20 protein-coding genes are annotated in these 19,860 nt (G+C 70.1%); 7 read left to right on the forward strand and 13 right to left on the reverse strand.

Going from position 1 to position 19,860, the window contains the following annotated elements; genetic code table 11:
- The first annotated feature begins 78 nt into the window (after window positions 1-78).
- Window positions 79-2,283: an ATP-dependent Clp protease ATP-binding subunit gene (locus FHS07_RS07215; RefSeq protein WP_183419134.1), complete on the forward strand. Its 2,205-nt coding sequence runs from the start codon at window positions 79-81 to the stop codon at window positions 2,281-2,283.
- A gap of 191 nt (window positions 2,284-2,474) precedes the next feature.
- Here the strand turns inward: FHS07_RS07215 and FHS07_RS07220 are convergent, their stop codons facing one another.
- Window positions 2,475-3,059, reverse strand: a complete 585-nt coding sequence (locus FHS07_RS07220) for a nitroreductase family protein (RefSeq protein ID WP_183419135.1) — start codon at window positions 3,057-3,059, stop codon at window positions 2,475-2,477.
- Between the two features lie 139 nt (window positions 3,060-3,198).
- Window positions 3,199-4,560, reverse strand: a complete 1,362-nt coding sequence (locus FHS07_RS07225) for a glucose-6-phosphate dehydrogenase (protein WP_183419136.1) — start codon at window positions 4,558-4,560, stop codon at window positions 3,199-3,201.
- 252 nt (window positions 4,561-4,812) lie between these two features.
- On the opposite strand from FHS07_RS07225, the gene FHS07_RS07230 reads away from it, so the two are divergent.
- The 3 genes from FHS07_RS07230 to FHS07_RS07240 all read left to right on the forward strand — a co-directional run bounded on the left by FHS07_RS07230 (window position 4,813) and on the right by FHS07_RS07240 (window position 7,886).
- Window positions 4,813-6,624, forward strand: a complete 1,812-nt coding sequence (locus FHS07_RS07230; protein ID WP_183419137.1) for a glycoside hydrolase family 15 protein — start codon at window positions 4,813-4,815, stop codon at window positions 6,622-6,624.
- Window positions 6,625-6,759: 135 nt separating this feature from the next.
- Window positions 6,760-7,491 carry a hypothetical protein gene (locus tag FHS07_RS07235; protein WP_183419138.1) on the forward strand — a complete coding sequence of 244 codons (732 nt, stop codon included), beginning with the start codon at window positions 6,760-6,762 and terminating at the stop codon, window positions 7,489-7,491.
- 14 nt (window positions 7,492-7,505) lie between these two features.
- Entirely contained in the window at window positions 7,506-7,886 is a 381-nt protein-coding gene (locus FHS07_RS07240) for a VOC family protein (RefSeq protein ID WP_183419139.1), read from the forward strand.
- A gap of 136 nt (window positions 7,887-8,022) precedes the next feature.
- Here the strand turns inward: FHS07_RS07240 and FHS07_RS07245 are convergent, their stop codons facing one another.
- The 4 genes from FHS07_RS07245 to FHS07_RS07260 all read right to left on the reverse strand — a co-directional run bounded on the left by FHS07_RS07245 (window position 8,023) and on the right by FHS07_RS07260 (window position 12,164).
- A complete protein-coding gene (locus FHS07_RS07245) occupies window positions 8,023-9,141 on the reverse strand; it encodes an ABC transporter permease (protein WP_183419140.1) in 1,119 nt (372 codons plus the stop codon).
- Window positions 9,138-10,022, reverse strand: coding sequence for an ATP-binding cassette domain-containing protein (locus tag FHS07_RS07250; RefSeq protein ID WP_183419444.1), 885 nt, complete (start codon window positions 10,020-10,022; stop codon window positions 9,138-9,140). Before FHS07_RS07250 ends, FHS07_RS07245 begins: the two co-directional genes overlap by 4 nt.
- A 224-nt stretch (window positions 10,023-10,246) precedes the next feature.
- Complete coding sequence (locus FHS07_RS07255) at window positions 10,247-10,912, reverse strand: response regulator (RefSeq protein WP_183419141.1); 666 nt, start codon at window positions 10,910-10,912, stop codon at window positions 10,247-10,249.
- A complete protein-coding gene (locus FHS07_RS07260; RefSeq protein ID WP_183419142.1) occupies window positions 10,905-12,164 on the reverse strand; it encodes a sensor histidine kinase in 1,260 nt (419 codons plus the stop codon). The genes FHS07_RS07255 and FHS07_RS07260 overlap by 8 nt, the downstream gene beginning before the upstream one ends.
- A 141-nt stretch (window positions 12,165-12,305) precedes the next feature.
- Here FHS07_RS07260 and FHS07_RS07265 point away from each other — a divergent pair, with 141 nt between their 5' ends.
- Complete coding sequence (locus FHS07_RS07265; RefSeq protein ID WP_183419143.1) at window positions 12,306-12,878, forward strand: NAD(P)H-dependent oxidoreductase; 573 nt, start codon at window positions 12,306-12,308, stop codon at window positions 12,876-12,878.
- Between the two features lie 253 nt (window positions 12,879-13,131).
- Here the strand turns inward: FHS07_RS07265 and FHS07_RS07270 are convergent, their stop codons facing one another.
- The 3 genes from FHS07_RS07270 to FHS07_RS07280 all read right to left on the reverse strand — a co-directional run bounded on the left by FHS07_RS07270 (window position 13,132) and on the right by FHS07_RS07280 (window position 15,838).
- Entirely contained in the window at window positions 13,132-14,373 is a 1,242-nt protein-coding gene (locus FHS07_RS07270) for a DUF6596 domain-containing protein (RefSeq protein WP_183419144.1), read from the reverse strand.
- 58 nt (window positions 14,374-14,431) lie between these two features.
- The gene (locus FHS07_RS07275; protein WP_183419145.1) at window positions 14,432-14,857 is read right to left on the reverse strand and encodes a YciI family protein; all 426 of its coding nucleotides are present in this window, start codon (window positions 14,855-14,857) and stop codon (window positions 14,432-14,434) included.
- 135 nt (window positions 14,858-14,992) lie between these two features.
- Complete coding sequence (locus tag FHS07_RS07280; protein ID WP_183419445.1) at window positions 14,993-15,838, reverse strand: exodeoxyribonuclease III; 846 nt, start codon at window positions 15,836-15,838, stop codon at window positions 14,993-14,995.
- Between the two features lie 173 nt (window positions 15,839-16,011).
- Between FHS07_RS07280 and pyrE the strand changes: the two genes are divergently transcribed.
- Window positions 16,012-16,590 carry an orotate phosphoribosyltransferase gene (gene pyrE, locus FHS07_RS07285; protein WP_183419146.1) on the forward strand — a complete coding sequence of 193 codons (579 nt, stop codon included), beginning with the start codon at window positions 16,012-16,014 and terminating at the stop codon, window positions 16,588-16,590.
- Between the two features lie 173 nt (window positions 16,591-16,763).
- Here pyrE and FHS07_RS07290 read toward each other — a convergent pair whose 3' ends face one another.
- The 4 genes from FHS07_RS07290 to FHS07_RS07305 form a co-directional block, all read right to left on the reverse strand.
- A complete protein-coding gene (locus tag FHS07_RS07290) occupies window positions 16,764-16,913 on the reverse strand; it encodes a hypothetical protein (RefSeq protein WP_183419147.1) in 150 nt (49 codons plus the stop codon).
- A 93-nt stretch (window positions 16,914-17,006) separates the two neighbouring features.
- Window positions 17,007-17,579 (reverse strand): YdeI/OmpD-associated family protein, encoded by a 573-nt coding sequence (locus FHS07_RS07295; RefSeq protein WP_183419148.1) that lies wholly within the window; start codon window positions 17,577-17,579, stop codon window positions 17,007-17,009.
- Between the two features lie 2 nt (window positions 17,580-17,581).
- The gene (locus FHS07_RS07300; protein WP_183419149.1) at window positions 17,582-18,412 is read right to left on the reverse strand and encodes an HAD-IIA family hydrolase; all 831 of its coding nucleotides are present in this window, start codon (window positions 18,410-18,412) and stop codon (window positions 17,582-17,584) included.
- 101 nt (window positions 18,413-18,513) lie between these two features.
- Window positions 18,514-18,684, reverse strand: a complete 171-nt coding sequence (locus tag FHS07_RS07305; protein WP_055951934.1) for a CsbD family protein — start codon at window positions 18,682-18,684, stop codon at window positions 18,514-18,516.
- Between the two features lie 190 nt (window positions 18,685-18,874).
- Between FHS07_RS07305 and FHS07_RS07310 the strand changes: the two genes are divergently transcribed.
- Window positions 18,875-19,822 carry an SDR family NAD(P)-dependent oxidoreductase gene (locus tag FHS07_RS07310; RefSeq protein WP_183419150.1) on the forward strand — a complete coding sequence of 316 codons (948 nt, stop codon included), beginning with the start codon at window positions 18,875-18,877 and terminating at the stop codon, window positions 19,820-19,822.
- Window positions 19,823-19,860 lie beyond the last annotated feature (38 nt).

Genomic DNA, 19,860 nt, shown 5'->3' on the forward strand with positions numbered 1-19,860 from the left:
CCCTCCCTCCACCTCCTGTTAAACTTGAGTCATCGCCGCTCAAGTTTGATCGGGGCGAACCACCTTCGAGGAGAACGCATGAACGCCACGCAGCAGCCGGGGCAGGAGGACGCGCGGAGCGCTCTCGAGCAGTTCGGCATCAACCTCACCGACCGGGCCCGCCAGGGCAAGCTCGACCCCGTGATCGGGCGCGATGGCGAGATCCGCCGCGTCAGCCAGGTGCTCACCCGGCGCACGAAGAACAACCCCGTGCTGATCGGCGAGCCCGGCGTCGGCAAGACCGCCGTCGTCGAGGGCCTCGCCCAGCGCATCGTCGCGGGCGACGTCGCCGAAAGCCTGAAGAACAAGGAGCTGGTCGCCCTCGACATCTCAGCGTTGGTCGCCGGCGCCATGTACCGCGGCCAGTTCGAGGAGCGCCTCAAGAGCGTGCTCAAAGAGATCACCGAGTCCGACGGGCGCGTCATCACGTTCATCGACGAGCTGCACGTGCTGATGGGCGCGGGCGGCGGCGAGGGTTCGGTTGCTGCGTCCAACATGCTCAAGCCGATGCTGGCCCGCGGTGAGTTGCGCCTCATCGGCGCCACCACGCTCGACGAATACCGCCAGTTCATCGAGAAGGATGCCGCGCTCGAGCGCCGCTTCCAGCAGGTCTACGTCGGCGAGCCCACGGTCGAGGACACCGTGGCGATCCTCCGCGGCCTCAAGGAGCGGTACGAGGCGCACCACAAGGTCGCCATCGCCGATGCCGCGCTGGTCGCCGCGGCATCCCTGTCGAACCGGTACATTCCGTCACGCCAGCTGCCCGACAAGGCGATCGACCTGATCGATGAAGCGGCGTCGCGCCTGCGCATGGAGATCGACTCGGCCCCGCTCGAGATCGACGAGCTGCGCCGCCACGTCGACCGGCTCAAGCTCGAAGAGCTCGCCCTGAAGAAAGAGAAGGACGCTGCCTCGAAAGAGCGCCTCGTCGCGCTCCGCGAGTCCCTCGCCGCCGAGCAGGCCAAGCTCGACGAGCTGCAGACCCGATGGGAGCGCGAGCGCGCCTCGCTCAACCGGGTGGGTGACCTCAAGACCCGGCTCGATGCCGCCCGTGTGGATGCCGAACGCGCGCAGCGCGAGGGAAACCTCGAGCGTGCGTCGCGGTTGCTGTACGCCGAGATCCCGGCGCTGGAGCGCGAGCTCATGCTCGCCGAACGGGAAGAGCCCGCGGGTGACCGCATGGTCAACGACCAGGTCACCGACGAGGACATCGCGGCGGTCATCGCCGCCTGGACGGGCATCCCGGTCGGGCGCCTTCTGCAGGGCGAGACCGAGAAGCTGCTGCACCTCGAGCGCGAGCTCGGCAAGCGCCTGATCGGTCAGAGGGAAGCCGTGAAGGCGGTGTCCGACGCCGTCCGTCGCTCGCGCGCGGGGATCAGCGACCCGAACCGGCCCGTCGGGTCGTTCCTCTTCCTCGGCCCCACCGGCGTCGGCAAGACGGAGCTGGCCAAGTCGCTCGCCGATTTCCTCTTCGACGACGAGCACGCCATGGTGCGCATCGACATGTCGGAGTACGGCGAGAAGCACTCCGTGTCGCGGCTGGTCGGTGCCCCTCCGGGCTATATCGGCTACGAGCAGGGTGGACAGCTCACCGAGGCCGTGCGCCGTCGCCCCTACAGCGTGGTGCTGCTGGACGAGGTCGAGAAGGCGCACCCCGAGGTGTTCGACGTGCTGCTGCAGGTCATGGACGACGGTCGCCTCACCGACGGCCAGGGCCGCACGGTCGACTTCACGAACGTCATCCTGATCTTGACGAGCAACCTCGGTTCGCCGATCCTGATCGATCCGACACTGTCGATGGATGCCAAGACGCATCAGGTGCAGGCGCTGGTTCGCCAGGCCTTCAAGCCCGAGTTCGTGAACCGCCTCGATGACATCGTGATCTTCCACGCGTTGAGCCAGGACGACCTCGCCCAGATCGTCGAACTCGCCGTCGACGCGCTGCACAAGCGCCTTCGCGAACGCCGGCTGTCCCTCGCGGTCACCCCTGACGCGCGGTCGTGGCTCGCCGAGCGCGGCTACGACCCGGTGTACGGCGCCCGTCCCCTGCGTCGCCTCATCCAAACCGAGGTCCAGAACCGCCTCGCGATGGCGATCCTCGCCGGGACGGTCCGCGACGGTGACGTCGTGCGGGTCGATGTGGCCAGCGACGCCGATTCGCTGATGCTGGTCAGCGCGGGGCCGGCGGACGAGACGAACGACGACTCCGGCGACGATGTGATCGAGGCGGAGATCGTCGAGTGATCGTGACAGGGAGGGGATGCCGCGCGGGGTGCGTGGCATCCCCTCTCTCGTGGAGGCGACCGACGACCGACGAGAACGTCGCCGCCGCGGACCCCCCGACCCGTACGTGAGAAACGCCATCCTGAGCGAGACACGACGCGTCAACGCGTGTCTCACTCGAGATGGCGTTTCTCGAGATGGATGCCGAGGGATCAGTCGTCGACGAGCAGGGACTCCTCGACCGTGCGACGCTGGCGGGGAGCGAGCTCGCGCTCGCGCAGGCCCTCCTCGGCCGCGTCGATGTCGCCCAGGGCGCCGACCGCGATGACGGTGACCGGGATGAAACGGGCGTCGATGTCGAAGGCCGCGCACAGGTCATCGGCGACGAAACCGCCCATCTGGTGGGTCGCGAGGCCCTCGGCGTGCGCCTGCACGGTGAAGTGGGCGGCGGCCTGACCGCTGTCGTACTGCGCCCACGTGCGAGCTTCGCCGTCTTCGGTCTCGGTCTCGGCGAGCACGACGACGAGGGCGCCGGCGGCGGGTGCCCAGGCGCGGTTGAAGCCCATGAGGGCGTTCACCACGCGTTCGTGCGCAGCGGTGCCACGGCGGGCCACGATGAAGCGCCACGGCTGGAAGTTCATGCCCGACGGCGCCCAGCGGGCGGCCTCGAGCGCGGAGCGCAGCGCGGACTCGTCGATGGGCGTCTCGGGGTCGAAGACGCGGGTGCTCCAACGCTCGGCGAGGACGTCGAGGATCGGGGCGTCGGTGGGGGCGGTGCGGTCGAGAACGACAGACATGGGTACTCCTGAGGACGGATGACGGAACCGGGACGCCGTTGACCCGACCCAGTCAACGCACATCGCCCTCAGGATGTTCCCCGTGTGACGTCGCGCGTCGTTCTGTGCGCTGCCGCGGATCAGGGCTGCGGCATCCGTCTCATGTGGTCCAGGATGCCGGTCCCGCGGTGCCCGCCGCATACTCGTCGAGCGGTACCTCGTTCTTGCGCCATGCGTCGACGACCGGCTGCACGATGCGCCAGCACTGCTCGGCCGCGTCGCCGCGGACGGCGAGCATCGCATCGCCGTCGAGGATGCCCGAGAGCACCTCGCCGTAGGCCTTCAGCGCGCCCTCGCCGAGGTCGGCCGCCAGGGTCACGCGCTCGAGCTCGAGGGGATCGTCGGCGCCGTTGACGTTCAGGCCGAGGCTCATGGTGTCGGGACCCAGCGAGAACACGAGCTCGGACGGCTCGCTCTCGCCGACGAAACCGCCGGGAAGGTGTCGCACGGGCTTGAAGGTGACAGTGACGGCCCGATGGCCGGAACTGAGCGCCTTGCCGGAGCGCAGCGTGATGGGAACGCCCTGCCACCGGGCGTTGCGCACCTCCACCGTCATCTCGGCGAGCGTCTCGGTGCCGCGCGCCGCGTCGACCCCCGGCTCGTCGACGTAGGAGGAGAAGTGACGCTCGCCGACATCACCGGCGGTGTATCGGGCTCGGCGGGAGTTGTGCACGGGGTCGTCACCCCGCACGTGGGTGGCGCGCAGCACCGCCGACGTGGCGTCGCGCAGATCGAGCTGGTTGAGGGATGCCGGCGGCTCCATCGTGACGAATGCCATGACCTGCAGCAGGTGACTCTGGATCATGTCGACCAGAGCGCCCGCCCCGTCGTAGTAGCCCGCGCGGCCCTCGAGGCCCAGGGGCTCGGGGTAATCGATGTCGACCGCGCCGATGTCGTCGGCCGACCAGACGCTCTCGAGAAGACGGTTGGCGAAGCGGGCGCCGAGCAGGTTGAGCACGGTCGACCGGCCGAGGAAGTGATCGATGCGGAACACCTGGTCTTCGGGCACGAGTTTCGCCAGCTGCTCATTGAGTCGGTGGGCGCTGGCCTCGTCGGTGCCGAACGGCTTCTCGAGAGCGAGGATCGTGCCCTCCGGAATGGTCACGTCGCTCAACGCGAGGCACGACTTCTCGGTGATGGCGGGGGGAACCGCGAAGTACAGGGCGGGCCGGCCCTCGGCCTGATCGAGGAGCTTCTGCAGATCGGCGGGCTTGGTGATGTCGGCCTGCGAATAGGTGGTCTCCGACACGGTGGCGAAGGCGCTCTCGGCGTCTATCGTCTGGAACGCCGCGTGCACGACCTCGCGCCAATGCTCGTCGGTCCAGTCCTCCATGCCGGCGCCGTGCAGTCGGATCGACCGGCCGGGTTCGCGCGTCAGCAGCTGGCCGAGGGCGGGCAGGAGCAGTCGAGACGTGAGGTCGCCCGAAGCGCCCAGGATGATGAGGGTGGTGTCCGCGGCCATGCGGCCACCGTAGCGCTCCCTTCCGACACCGGTGCGCCGCTTGCAGCGAGCCCATGGATGCCACTAGCGCGACGCCCTGCTTCGCGCTCGCCGCGCGGCGTCGTTCGCATCGTGCGGCGTCGTCGCCGCACCTCCTCGCCGTCGATCGTGGCGCGAGGCGTTTCCCCCGCGCACGGGAGGTTCGCGCGCCGCCGGGGGAATCCTTCGACGACTCTCGGCCACGATGTCCGTGACCTCTGCCATCATCCGAGGGTGACCACTCCGATCGAGGATTACGCCGTCCTCAGCAACTGCCGCTCCGCCGCCCTGGTCTCGCGCGACGGCCGCGTCGACTGGCTGTGCCTGCCGCGTTTCGACAGCGGGTCCATGTTCGCCGCTCTTCTCGGCGACGAGTCGCACGGCGCGTGGTCGCTGCGCCCCGCCGATCCGGGGGCGCGAGCGACCCGGCGTTACGACGGCGATACCTTCGTGCTCGTCACGCGGTGGGAGACGGCGACCGGCATCGCCGATGTGTACGACGCGATGCCGATCGACGAGGGCGTCGACGCCGTCGTGCGACGCGTGGTCGGGGTGTCGGGCGAGGTGGACTTCGTCAGCGAGGTGCGCTTGCGCTTCGATTACGCCCGCGCGGTGCCCTGGATACGACAGATCGGTCACGGCGGTGAGCACGTCATCCTCGCCGTCGCCGGTCCGGATGCCGTGACGATCCGCGGCCCGCGACTGATCGCCGTCGGCACCGTCCACCGCGGCCGGTGGACCACCGCGGCCGGCGCGAGCGTCGACTCGGTGCTGTCGTGGGGCCCATCGTGGAAAGACGCCCCGTCGGCGTTCGACGTCGGGGCCGCCCTGGAACGCACGCGCGAGTGGTGGGCCGCCTGGGCCGACCGCGTGCAGTCGGCCGGCACGCACGCGGCGCTGGTCACGCGCTCGCTCATGGTGCTCCGCGCGCTCACGCACTCCGAGACCGGCGGCATCGTCGCGGCGGCGACCACGTCGCTCCCCGAGGCTTTCGGCGGCTCGCGCAACTGGGACTACCGCTACGTCTGGCTCCGCGACGCCGCGCTCACGCTGAGCGCCTACATCGATCACGGCTACCTCGACGTCGCGCAGCACTGGCGCACCTGGCTGCTGCGGGCGATCGCCGGTGACCCGGCCGACGTGCAGATCATGTACGGCATCGCGGGCGAACGCGACCTGCCCGAGCGGGAACTCGGCAGCCTGCCGGGGTACGGGGGAGCGGCGCCCGTGCGCATCGGCAACGGAGCCGTCGATCAGTATCAGGCCGACGTGATCGGCGAGGTGATGGTGGCTCTCGAGGCAGCGCGCGACGCCGGGGTCGACGAGACGACGTTCTCGTGGTCACTGCAGCGGGCCCTACTCGACCAGCTCGCGCGCGAGGTCGACAAGCCCGACCTCGGCATCTGGGAGATGCGCGGCGACCCGCACTTCTTCACCCACTCGCGCGCGATGGTGTGGGCAGCGTTCGACCGCGGCATCCGGGCCGTCGAGAAGGGAGGACGCGAGGGGGAGGTCGACACCTGGCGCACCCTGCGCGACCGCGTACGCGCAGACATCGACGCGAACGGCGTGCACGACGGAGGGTGGTTCACGCAGCACTTCGACACCGACGAGGTAGACGCCTCGCTGCTCGTGCTGCCGCAGGTGGGTTTCTGCGCCTACGACGACCCGCGCATGCTGGCCACGGTCGCCCGCATGGAGGAGACGCTCATGCCCGACGGCTGGCTGCTGCGGTACCGGACGACCGGCGTCGACGGGTTGACGGGCGACGAGCACCCCTTCCTCGCGTGCTCGTTCTGGCTCGTGGGGCAGTACGCGCACAGCGGTCGGCGCGACGAGGCCGTCACCCTGATGCAGAGGCTCACGGCGGTGGCGAACGACCTGGGGCTGCTGTCAGAGGAGTACGACCCCACGGCGGGGCGTCAGGCGGGCAACACCCCTCAAGCTCTGTCGCACCTCGCTCTGGTGGGCGCCGCCGATGCCCTGAATGCCACGGCTCTCCGCCCCCACGACGCGGACGCCACCGCGCCGGGCCGACGGGCGTAGCTGCGCATGTCGGCGCCGGTGGTGGGCGCCGGGTCGGGTCCTCGCTGCGGATCCCGCGGCCCCGTGCGGACGGCCCAGCCGGTCGAAGCCGTCGCCCCCGGCCTCCGCGACCGGGCACGGCTCTAGAGTCATCGCATGGACGACGACGTCGAGCTGCGGAGCCTCCGCGAGCGCGTGTACGGCACCGAGGGCGCCCACGCCACACCGGCGATGATCCAGCGGCTCGTCGAGCTCGAAGACCGCGTCCGTCGCCCGGTCGACGGCGTGAGCGCTCCGGAGAGCAAGGCGGGGGCGCGGCTCGGGCGCGGCGACGGCCCTCCCGGTCAGCCCGGTGCCGCCGACCCGGACGCCCCCCTCATCGAGCCCGACCCCGCCGATGCCGGGGCATCCGTCCCGCGGCCCGTCCTGCGCGGGGTGCTGGTCGCGGTGGGCGCCCTGGCCCTCGTCGGCCTGGGCGCCGCGATCGGCTCGACGGCGACCGCGTCGATGCCCGGCGCCACGGCGGATCCCGCTGCGGCGATCTACCCCGAGCTCACCTTCCCGCAGACGATCGAGGACGCGATCTCAGCCGACGTCCTCCGCGACAGCGCGATCGACTCCGGCAGCACGCGATACATCGCCACGGTCAATGACTTCGACATCTACTTCGCCCAGCCCGAAGACGGGATCGGCCGCTGCATCGTCACCTTCACCGCGACCGACGACCGTCCGTGGTCAGCGGGGTGCGCGAGCGGCACGCAGGAGGGTGCCGCGGTGTTCGGCGTCGACGACCGTCTCACCGTCGCGATCGGCGATCCCGACGGCTCTCAGGTCGACGGCATCCCCATCCGTTTGTCCGACAGCGTCACGGCATACGTGGCGCGATGACGAAGGAGAGAAACATGTTCCACCCCGATGGCGCCTACTCCGGCTTCTCCGTCGACGACCTCGACGCCGCTCATCGCTTCTACGCCGAGACCCTGGGGATCGAGGTGGAGGTGCTCGAGGGATCGGGCTTCCTGACGCTGCATCTCGGCTCGGGTGCCCGGGTGCTCGTCTACGGCAAGCCCCACCATGAGCCCGCGTCCTTCACCATGCTGAACTTCCCCGTCGCCGATGTGGAGGCCGCCGTCGACGACCTGCGCTCCCGCGGGGTCGAGACGAAGATCTACGACGACGACGCTCTGCCCACGGACTCGCGCGGAATCATGCGCGAAGGCGGCCCGCTCATCGCGTGGTTCCGCGATCCGGCCGGCAACGTCCTCTCCGTTCTCCAGGAGTGACGCAGGAGGGGAGGGATGCCGGAGGCCCGGCATCCCTCCCCTCCTACGTGGTGCGGCGTTCGGTTCTCCGAGAACTCCGCCCGTGTCGCGCGAGGCGGCGACGATGGAGTGAACCGCCCTCGTCGCCCGGCCCCGGTCAGCCCCGGAGCGCCTCCGCGAGCTTCACGCGTGCGCCCATGCGCAGGAGCGAGTTGCGGTAGATCCGCGCTGCCAGACCGATCGCCAGCACGCACGAGGCCATCAGCACCAGCAGTGACAGCACCGGCTCCCACCACTGCGCGTCGCCGAGGTACATGCGCAGCGGCATCCCGACCGGCGCCGAGAACGGCACGTACGACATGATCGTCAGCACGACGGGGTTGTCGTTGAAGAAGATGACCAGGAAGTACGGCGCCATGACCAGCATCGTGATGGGCGTCGTGGTCGCCCCGATGTCCTCCTGCCGCGACACCATCGCCGCCGCCGCAGCGAACAGCGACGCCAGCAGCACGAAGCCGAACAGGAAGAAGATCGCGAACCACGCGATGGGAGCGCCGAGCGCGTCGAGCACCCCTGCCTGTCCCGTGACCGCGAGGCCGATCACCGCGACGGCCGCCAGCAGCACGATCTGCGCCATCGCGAGGATCGTGTTGCCCAGCACCTTCCCGGCCAGCAGTGCCCGCACGGGGATCGCCGAGATGAGGATCTCCACCACACGCGTCTGCTTCTCCTCCACGACGCTTTGCGCGATCGTGCCGCCGAAGGTCGACGCGGCGATGAGGAACACCAGTCCGAAGCCGAGCGCGATCAGATACCGCAACGCGTCGGCCGCGCCCGCACCCGGATCGAGCATCTGCACCGGCGGTGTCTCGCTGAGCATCTGCAGCAGGGTCGAGGGGACGTCGTCCTTCACCACGACGGTGTAGTCGAACGCGGCATCCGATGAGCCGGAGACCAGGGCGGCATCCGCGGTTCCGTCCTCGACGAGGGCGCGCGCGGCGTCGTCGCTGTCGGACACGGCCACTTCGAGTCCGTCGAGACCCGACACGGCGCTCTGCGTCTGCGAGGTGACTGCGACCGGGATGCCGCCACCGGAAGCGTTGTTCGCAGCGAAACCGCCCCAGACCACCGACGCGAGGGCGGCGACGATGAGGATCGCGGTCGAGATGACGAAGGCCTTGCTGCGCAGCTTCGACCCGATCTCGCGCTCGGCGACGAGCCAGATGCTCTGCAGCTCACCGGGCGTTCGACGCACGGGAGGAGTGGTGGTGCTCACTGGATGACCTCCTTGAAGATCTCGGCGAGGGACGGTTTCTGCGGGGCGAAGCTGGCGACGTCACCGCGTGCGACGGCGCCGCGCAGGATGCGCTGTGCGGTCGTGTCGTCGGCCGCGTCGAAGAGGGCGTAGCCGCCGTCGAAGTCGAGCACGGTGATGCCCGGTTCGTCGCGCACCCATCCGGCGTCGCCGCCGGAGACCAGCTCGTAGCGGTGCGTCGTGTGCTGGGCGCGGAGGGCGTCGCGGGTACCGGCGGCGCGGATGGTGCCCGCGGCGATGATCACGAGGTCGTCGCAGAGCCGCTCGACGACGTCGAGCTGGTGCGACGAGAACAGCACCGCGGCTCCCGCCGCAGCCTTCTCTTGCAGCACGCCGGCCACGACGTCGACGGCGAGCGGGTCGAGGCCCGAGAACGGTTCGTCGAGGATCAGCACCTCGGGCTCGTGCACGAGGGACGCCGCGATCTGCGCCCGCTGCTGATTGCCCAGAGACAGCGTCTCGACGAGGTCGCCGAGGCGCTCGCCGAGTCCGAGACGCTCCAGCAGCGCCGTGGCCTTCTTCGTCGCCTCGGCTTTGCCGAAGCCGTGCAGACGTGCGAGGTAGGCGATGTGCTCGGCGACCTTCATCTTCGGGTACAGCCCGCGTTCCTCCGGCATGTACCCGAAGCGGCGGCGGTCGCCGGCGGTGACCGGGGCGCCGTTCAGCGCGACCGTGCCCGCGTCCTTGGCGAGCACGCCGAGCGCGATGCGCATGGTGGTGGTCTTGCCGGCGCCGTTGCCGCCGACGAAGCCCGTCAGTCGCCCGGGCGCCACGGTGAAGCTCACGTCGTCGAGCACGCGGCGTCCGCCGTAGCTCTTGGTGATGCCGTTCAGATCGAGCACGATGCATCCCTTCTTCTCGATGTCTCCCACGATAGGGATCCGGATGCCGCGGCACCTCCGCCCAGGGAAGGGTCGTGGCCTCCGCCCTGAGGGGGAGGACGGGACACGACGCAGGAGATTCCTCACCGAACCGGCTGATCTCCGGCGGCGGATCGATGCCCGGTGTCGGTCCTCCTGCGTTGTGTCCGCACCGGGGCCTCGCCGCGTGGGGCGACCGGGGCGCGTCAGGCCAACCCGTGCCGGTGCGCGAGCACGACGGCCTGCACGCGGTCGCGGGCGCCGAGCTTCTGCAGCACGTTCGACACGTGCGTCTTCACGGTCGCCTCGCCGATGAACAGCCGCGTCGCGATCTCGGCGTTGCTCATCGCCTCGGCCACGAGCTTCAGCACCTCCCATTCGCGCTCGGTGAGCGGCTCCGTCAGAACCAGGGGCGAGGGAGCGGATGCCGCCGGCGCGGTCGCTCCACCCGCGAACCGCGCGATGACCCGGCGCGTGACCTCGGGGGCGAGCAGCGCGTCCCCGGCACCCACGACGCGCACCGCCGCCACCAGCTCTTCCGGGCCGGCGTTCTTGAGCAGGAATCCGCTCGCCCCGGCGGCGAGGGCGTCGAACAGGTAGTCGTCGCGGTCGAAGGTCGTGACGATGAGCACGGCCGCGTTCGACGCGGGGTCGGCGGCGAGTCGGCGGGTGGCCTCGAGGCCGTCCATGTCGGGCATCTGCACGTCCATGCAGATCACGTCGGGTCGCATTTCGGCGGCGGCGGCGATCGCTTCGACGCCCGAGGCGGCTTCGCCGACCACCGTGATGTCGTCCTCGAGCGACAGGATGGTGCGGAAGCCCGCCCGCATCATCCTGTGGTCGTCGACGAGCAGTACGCGCAGTTCAGACACGGGTCGCCTCCGCACGAGCGGCCGGAACCCGCACGCGCACGAGGTACCCGCCACGGGCCCGGGGGCCGATCTCGATGGTGCCGCCCGACACGGCGGCTCGTTCGCGCATGCCGAGTTGTCCGAGCCCCGGCGTGGACGACCCGCCACGGCCGGTGTTCGACACCTCGAGCTCGACGGCATCCGCGTCGAACCGGAGACGAACGTCGGCGGTCGCACCGGGCCCGGCGTGACGACGGGCGTTGGTGAGGGCCTCCTGAGCGATGCGGTACAGGTTCACTTGTACGAGGGGTGCCGGGTCGTGCGCGGGCTCTCCGATGATGGCGAAGGTGGTCGCGAGCCCTGCCGCCGTCGCCTCGTCGCACAGCGCGCGTATCGAGGTCAGCCCGCGCGTGGTCGGCGCCGTTTCGGGGCCGTTGTCCGCTCCCGGCGTGCGCAGGGTCTCGAGCAGGTGCCGCAGCTCGTGCAGCGACGTGCGCGCCGATCCCTCGATCCCGGTGAGCACCGCACGGGCGGCCTCGGGGTCGCGGTCGAGGAGCGAGCGGGCGACTCCGGCTTGCACTCCCATCAGCGACACGTGGTGCGCGACGACGTCGTGCAGCTCGCGCGCGATGCGCACGCGGTCGAGCGCGACGGCTTGCGCGGCGGTCACCTCGCGCTCGGTCTCGAGCTCGGCGGTGCGTTCTTCGAGGGCCGCGCGCTCGCGCATCTGCTGGTGCGAGCGGTCGCCGAAGTAGTATGCGCCGCCGAAGAAGAGGGCGTTCACCCCGATCATCAGCAGCTGGTACGCCACGAAAGGTGAGAAGGCGCCGGCTCGCGAGAACGCGCCCTCGACAGCCGGGTCGACGGGCTGGGTGGCATCTTGGAACATCACCACGAACAGCCACGCGAACATGCCGACGATGATGGCGATGCGCACGATGGTGGCGCGGCGCCGGTTCTGCTCCCAGGCGCCGACCGTGTACAGCGCGATGAACATCGCGATGTTGCCCGCGTAGATCTCGGGGATGCGGAACGTCACGGCCAGGAAGTACGCCACCGAGACGATGACCGCCGTCACCGACGGCCATCGTCGCCGGAAGGCGAGGGGGACGGCGAGGATCGCGATGTACCCCAGCGCGAGAGCGAGGGAGCCCTGTTCGTCGCCGTAGATGCCCGAGATCGACGACAGCACCGCGCTCAGCAGACCGCCGAGGAACAGCACGAGAGCGAGCACGGCGTCGCCCCGTCGCTGGGTGCGGGTGAGGCGTGGCATCCCCCCACGCTAGAGCGGACCTCCCACGCGTGCATCCCCCGCGGGGTGGAGTCAAGAGGGCGGGGAATACAGATTCGACCCGGATGCTTGCACGTGAATGCATCCGGGCTCTTCGCCCCCGTCATCCCAGAGAGGATCATCGTGACCGAGTACACGATCGGCTACATCGTCGGCAGCATCTCCAGCACCTCGATCAACCGCCGCCTCGCCAAGGCGCTCGAGAAGGTCGCGCCCGAGGGCGTCACCCTGAAGGAGATCCCGATCAAGGACCTCCCCTTCTACTCGCCCGACCATGACGGGAACTTCCCCGAGGTCGCGACCACTTTCAAGACCGCGATCGAGGATGCCGACGGCATGATCATCGTGACCCCCGAGTACAGCCGCTCCATCCCCGGTGTGCTCAAGAACGCCCTCGATTGGTCGGCCCGTCCTTACGGCGAGGCGTCGTTCAACGACAAGCCCACCGCCGTCGTCGGCACCTCGCAGGGCGGAATCGCCACCGCCGCCGGTCAGCAGCACCTGCGCGCGGTGCTCCTGCACTACAACGCCCTCGTCCTCGGCCAGCCCGAGGGCTACATCCAGTCGACCCCCGGCCTGTTCGAGGAAGACGGCACCGTGACCGACGAGGGCACTGCGGAGTTCCTCCGCTCGATCATCGAGGCGCTCGTGACGCTCGTCGCGCGCACCGCGCCGGCCGAGGTTCCCGCGGCCTGACCCACCCATAGCGCGGCGGGGTCGGGGTTCGCCTCGGCCCCGCCGTCGTCGGCGGCGGGGGGTCGAGGCGGATACTGCGGCGGTGGGGCGCATTTCGCGCTCCGGGGCGGACGTCGAACGCCCCACAGCGCAGAGCACGCCCCGAACGCGGCGCCCTTCACGTCGCCAGCTTGTCTGCCTGGCAGAACCCGCCCCGACCTCAGGTTGCGAGCACGTCTGCCGTGCCGAGCCCGCGTCGAACGCACCGCCGACTTCAGGTCGCCAGCGCGTCCGCCTTGCGTCGCAAGAGCGCCGCTTCCCGCTCGTTGCGGGTGAGCGCCGCTGCCGCGAACAACTCGGATCGCGCCTCATCGATGCGGCCCAACCGGGCGAGGAGCTCCCCGCGGACCGAGGGGAGGAGGTGCGACCCCTTCAAGGCGCCGGCGTCGGCGAGGACGTCGACGAGTTCGAGGGCGTCGGACGCACCGGATGCCATCGACACGGCGACCGCGCGATTGAGTTCGACCACGGGGTTCGGCGTGATCCGTCCGAGCATCTCGTACAGCAGCACGATGCGGTCCCAGTCCGTCGACTCGACGCTCGCCGCCTGGGCGTGACAGAGGGCGATCGCCGCCTGCAGCTGGTACGGCCCACGCCCCCGGCCGAGCCCGTCCGCGCGGTCGAGCAGCTCCCGGCCGCGTGCGATCGCCGAGCGGTCCCACAGGCGGCGGTCCTGGTCGGCGAGGAGAACGGCATCGCCCGCTGCGTCCACGCGGGCCGCGAAGCGGGCGATCTGCAACTCCATCAGCGCCGACAGGCCGAGCGCCTCCGGCTCGCGCGAGATCAGACGGTTCACGACGCGCCCGAGGCGCACAGCCTCGTGCGCGAGTTCGCTGCGGAGCACCGCGTCGCCCGTGCTCGCCACGTAGCCCTCGGTGAAGACGAGGTAGATGACGCCGAGCACGCCGTTCAACCGCGCCGGCCATTCCGCGGGCTCGGGCACGACGAACGGCACCCGCGCTGCGCTCAACGCCTTCTTCGCCCGCACGATGCGCTGCTGCATCGTGGGTACGGGCACGAGGAAGAGCCGCGCGATCGCCTCGGTGTCGAGGCCACCGACGACTTTCACCGTCAGGGCGACCTGCGCCTCGCGCGCGAGCACCGGGTGGCAGGCGGCGAACACCAGGCGCAGCACGTCGTCGTCGATCGGTTGCCACTCGGCCTCCGAGATCTCTTCGAGGTCGGCACCCATCAGTCGGTACTTCTCGCTCAGGTTCTGCGCGCGGCGCCAGTCGTCGATCGCGCGGCGCTTGGCCACGGCCGTCAGCCAGGCGCCCGGATTGCGGGGCACGCCGTCGCGAGGCCACGTCGCCAGCGCCTCGGCGACGGCATCCTGAGCCAGATCCTCGGCGGTCGTGAGATCGCCGACCACGCGCGCGAGCGTCGCGACGATCCGGGCGCCTTCGATGCGCCAGATCGCCGCGACGCGTCGCGAGAGGTCGGGGTCAGGGGTCACGACGCGGGCTCCGTCTCCGCGGGGCGACGGAAGGCGTCGCCGCGGGAACGGGTGCGGGTCACCGCGAGGACTGCGCCTCGCGCCAGCCCTCCTCTTTCTGGATGTACTCGTTGTCGGCGAACGCCGCGAAGTCGGTCTCGTCGGTCACGCGGCGCACTTCGAGCTTGTTGCCGGCGATGAGGGGTGCGCGCCGCGCCCACTCGACGGCCTCGTCACGCGAGGACACCTCGATGATCCAGAAGCCGTTGAACAGCTCGTGCGTCTCGCCGTAGGGGCCGTCGGTGACGACCGGCTCCTCACCGCCGAACTCGACGACGAAGTTCGCGCTCATGTCCTCGGCCAGTCCGTCACCGGCGACGAGCACGCCCGCATCGATCATGGACTCGTTGTACGCGCCCATGTCGTTGATGACCTGCTCGAAGGGGATCTCCTTGTATGCCGCGTACGCCTCGTCGGTGCCGCGCATGATCAGCATGTACTTCATCGTGAACTCTTCTCGTGTGTGCTCGGTCGAGCGATCGGAGGGGAGCGAATGCCTGCCCCTACTATCGCGTCGAACGGGCGCGAGCGGAATCGACAGACTCGCGCAGAAAGTTCTCGGATGCCGCTGGCGAGGCGTTCAGCCGAAGATCATCGGCATGTCGTCATCGTCGTCCGCAGGCGAGAAGTCGAGGTCGGCGACGACGGGAACGTGGTCGCTGGGCACCTCGCCCTTGCGCTCGTGGCGGTGGATCTCGGCGCCGTGCACGGCGTCGGCGAAGGCGGGGGAGCCGAGGATGAAGTCGATGCGCAGGCCCTCGTTGCGGGGGAAACGCAGCTGCTTGTAGTCCCAGTAGGTGTACCCGGTCGGGATGAGCGGGCGCACCACATCGGTGAGTCCCGCGGTCTCGAACGCGGCGAAGGCTGCTCGCTCGGGAGGGGAGACGTGGGTGGTCGCGCCCTCGACGACCGTGGGGTCGCCGTTGTCGGCATCCGTCGGGGCGATGTTGAAGTCGCCGGTGAGCGCGAGCGGCAGCTGGGGGTCGGCCGCGAGAGTGGTGGCGGCGTACTCGCGGAGCGTGTCGAGCCAGTCGAGTTTGTACACGTAGTGCGGGTCGTCGAGGCCGCGGCCGTTGGGGACGTAGAGGCTCCAGACGCGCACGCCGCCGACGGTCGCGCCGATCGCGCGGGCCTCCTGCGGGAGGTCGGGCCCCTCTTTGCCCTTTTCGAACCCGGGCATGCCGGGGAAGCCGATCTCGACGTCCTCGAGCGGCTCACGGCTGGCGATCGCGACACCGTTCCACTGATTCAGGCCGTGGGCGGCGACGTGGTAGCCGGCCTCCTCGAACGCCGCGTACGGGAACTGCTCCGTCTTGCACTTGATCTCCTGCATCGCCAGCACGTCGATGTGCTCGCGCACGCAGAACTCGACGGTGCGGGTGACGCGGGCACGGATGGAGTTGACGTTCCAGGTGGCCAGGCGCATGGCATCCAGCCTACTTTCGGCCACCGACATCAACGTCCGCCGGATGCCGCGTGGAGGACGGCGGGTGTCCGTGCCGACGTGCCGGATGACGGCGCCCCGGATGCGGCATGTCGCCTATCCCCCGCCGTTGCGCGCGCCGGTTCGGGCGGAGACCGCGCAATAGACTCGACGCCGTGACCGCAGCCTCTACTTCCGAGCTCGAAGCCGACCGCCAGGCGCTGATCCGCCTCATCAACGACGAGGCGGTGTTCCACGGCGACTTCACCCTTTCGAGTGGCAAGAAGGCGACGTACTACGTCGACATGCGCAAGCTCACCCTCGACCACCGCGCGGCCCCGGCGATCGGTCGCCTCGTGCTCGACCTGGTGAAGGACCTCGACGGCGTCGTGGCCGTTGGGGGACTGACCCTGGGCGCCGACCCCATCGCCAACGCGGTCATGCACGAGTCGGTGCACGCCGGCCGCCCGCTCGACGCGTTCGTCGTGCGCAAAGAGCCCAAGGACCACGGTCGCGGCCGCCAGGTCGAGGGCGCCGACGTCACCGGCAAGCGCGTCGTCGTCGTCGAAGACACCTCGACCACGGGTCAGTCGGCGCTCAAGGCCGTCGAGGCGCTACGCCGCGAGGGCGCAGAGGTCGTCGCCGTCGCCGTCATCGTCGACCGCAAGACCGGTGCACAGGCCGCGATCGAGGCCGAGGGACTGCAGTGGCTGGCATCCATCGACCTTGACGACCTGGGTCTGCAGCCGCAGTAAGCCGGTCCCGGCTCACGGCCGCGCGACGTCGTCGCCGTGTGCCGGCAAGAACGGGGCGGCCGAGTAGACCCGGCCATCTCGCGCCGATCGGCCTGCCCTCGTGCTGTCCCGTGTCCTCTCGACGGGGACCGAAGACTGCGGATGCCGCGCGCCCGTGGCGCCGCGAGTCACGGTCAGCGCGAGTCGTCGTCCGGACCCGGCCCGTCGAATGGGTCTCGTCCATTCCCGCCGCGGCGGGAGCGCCGCCACTGCACGATGAATGCCGTGAGCGTCCCCGCGGTGATGAAGAAGGCCGTGATCAGCCACAACGTGCGATCGTCCATGAACTCATCCTCCCCGACGGGGAGAGGGCGACGTCAAGCCCGCCCGTTTCGCATCGAACGCGTGCGCATCTGTGACCCCGAGCGTCGGGCCGGTCACGGCCGACGGTTCTCGGCGGCATCAGCGACGATCTTGGCGATGCGGCTCTCGCGGGTCTGGGGGCGCACCGCCATCGCGATCTGGGTGAGACCGGCCTTGCGGACCGAGGGGGGAAACGCGTCCCAGTACGCACGCGCCGCCGGGACCGCGTCGAGCGCCGCCGTCAGCTCGGCGGGCTCGATACCCGCCTCGGGTCCGTCGAGCACCTCCCACGCCCCGTTCGCACGGGCGACGTCGAGCGCGCGGAGTCCGGCCGGTCGCAGGCGCCCCTCCATCTCGAGCTGAGCGATGCGGGCCTTGTTCGTCGCGGCCCAGCCGCTCGTGGCGCGTCGCGGAGCGAACCACAGTCCCGAGGTGCGGTCGTCGAACACGCGCACGGGTCCGTCGATCCAGCCGAAGCACAGGGCCTCGCGCACGGCATCCTCGTACCCGACGTACCGACCGGTATCGCCGCCGCGGCCGCGGACGAGCCATGCGCCTTTGGACGTCTCGTGGTGGAGCTCGAGCCAGGCGGACCACGCGGCGACGTCAGCCGCCGCCACCCTCTCGCCGTCGTCGAGCGCGCCCATGATCAGAGGCCCGCTTCGAGGCCCTCTTCGCCGTCGGCGATTTCGGTCTCGAAGGGTTCGGCGCGCACGAGTTGAGCGACGGAGCCGAGGATCTCGTCGGGCCGGAAAGGGTAGCGCTCGATCTCGCGCTGGTCGCTGATGCCGGTGAGCACCAGCACCGTGTGCAGGCCCGCCTCGATGCCCGCGACGATGTCGGTGTCCATGCGGTCGCCGATCATGCCGGTGTTCTCGCTGTGCGCACCGATGCGGTTGAGTGCCGAGCGGAACATCATCGGATTGGGCTTGCCGACGATGTAGGGCTCTTTGCCCGTCGCCTTGGTGATGAGTGCAGCGATCGCACCCGTCGCCGGGAGGACTCCCTCGGTCGAGGGGCCCGTGGCATCCGGATTCGTGGCGATGAAGCGCGCGCCGCCGAGGATGAAGCGGATGGCCTTGGTGATCGCCTCGAACGAGTAGTTGCGGGTCTCGCCCACGACGACGTAATCGGGCGTGGTCTCGGTCATGATGAAGCCGGCCTCGTGGAGGGCCGTGGTCAGTCCGGCCTCGCCGATGACGAAGGCGGAGCCGCCCGGCATCTGCGACTTGAGGAAGTCGGCGGTCGCCAGCGCCGAGGTCCAGATGGACGCCTCGGGCACGTCGAGACCGGACGCGCGCAACCGGGCGCTGAGGTCGCGCGGCGTGAAGATCGAGTTGTTCGTGAGCACGAGGAACGGCGTGCCCTCGGCGCGCCACTGCGCGAGCAGTTCGGACGCCCCCGCGATGGGCGTGTTCTCGTGGACGAGCACGCCGTCCATGTCGGTGAGCCAGCACTCGATGTCGCCACGCGTCCGCATGGGGCCAGCCTAACCCCGGCCTCCGACACACCCTATGAACGAACGAACGAGGGCGGGCCCGGCTCGAAAGCCGTGACCCGCCCGTCCGCGCCGGAGGTGCCTTACTTGAAGGTGTCCTTGACGTTCTCGCCGGCCTTCTTGGCGTCCGCCTTCACCTGGTCGGCCTTGCCCTCGGCGACGAGCTTGTCGTTGTCGGTGGCGTTCCCGATCGTCTCCTTCGCCTTGCCCACGATGTCCTGAGCGGCGTTCTTGATCTTGTCGTCCAGACCCATGATCTGACTCCTTCTCGAAATGTCGGCGTCGGCGGCGACCGATCTCGTCCCGACGGAGCACGTGCTCGTAGAGGGGACGTGCGGAGTCGCCGATTCGTCACGCATCGGTCGGGAAATTTTCCCGGACGGCGATATGCCGGAAATGGAATGAGCCCGTGACGGCGGAGGACGATCTCGTTAGGGTCGTAGGGTGGCGCGCACCGAGTGGGATCCTCAGAACCTCCCCGACCTGTCGGGGCGGTCGTATCTCGTCACCGGCGCGACGCGGGGGCTCGGCTATTTCGCCTGCGAGCAGCTCGCCGGCGCCGGGGCGCGCGTGCTCCTCACGGGGCGGAACCCGAACCGGCTCGCCGCGGCGAAGTCGGCGGTGAAGCGGTCGCATCCGGATGCCGCGATCGAGACGCTGCTGCTCGACACCAGCAACATGGGGTCGGTGCGCGCGGCTGCGGCGACCGCCCGCGCGCGCGGGCGGCTCGACGGTCTCCTCCTGAACGCCGGTGTCGTGCACCCGCCGAAGCAGCGCGAGACCGCGGGCGGGCACGAACTGGTGTTCGCGACCAACGTGCTCGGCCACTTCGCACTCGCCGGTGAGCTGCTCAAGCCTCTCGCCGCCGCCCGCGGTCGCATGGTGTGGGTGGGCAGCATGTCGACCTCGATCTGGGGCCATCTGCCCACCGATCCCGAGCTCACCGAGGGCTACACACCGTGGCGCGCGTACGTACAGTCGAAAGCGGCGACCACGGCGCTCGCGCTCGAGGCCGACAGGCGTCTGCGCGCGCACGGCGTCCCGGTGCAGAGCCTGGTGGCGCATCCCGGCTACTCGACCAGCGGACGCACCCGCGGGGTGCGCGGCGTCAACGAGCCGAGCCGGCTCACCCGCTTCCTCGACAACCTGCAGGCCCCGATCACGCAGTCGAAGGAGCAGGGCGCCTGGGCGCTCGTCCGTGCGGTGGTCGACCCCCTCGCCGAGGGTGGGGAGATGTACGGCCCCGCGCTCGTCGCCCGCGGCGAGCCGCGCGTGGCCACCCCGGCGCGGCGCACCCTGCGCAGCGAGCTCGGGGCCGAGCTCTGGCGGGAGTGCGAGACCGCGACCCATGTGCGCTGGGCCTTCGATCGGGCCCGGCGAGCGGCATCCTGATCCCCCCTGTCGATGTCGGCGCTGAGCCCTACAGTGAT

The sequence above is a fragment of the Microbacterium proteolyticum genome (assembly GCF_014192415.1).
In the GTDB taxonomy this organism is placed as follows: domain Bacteria; phylum Actinomycetota; class Actinomycetes; order Actinomycetales; family Microbacteriaceae; genus Microbacterium; species Microbacterium proteolyticum.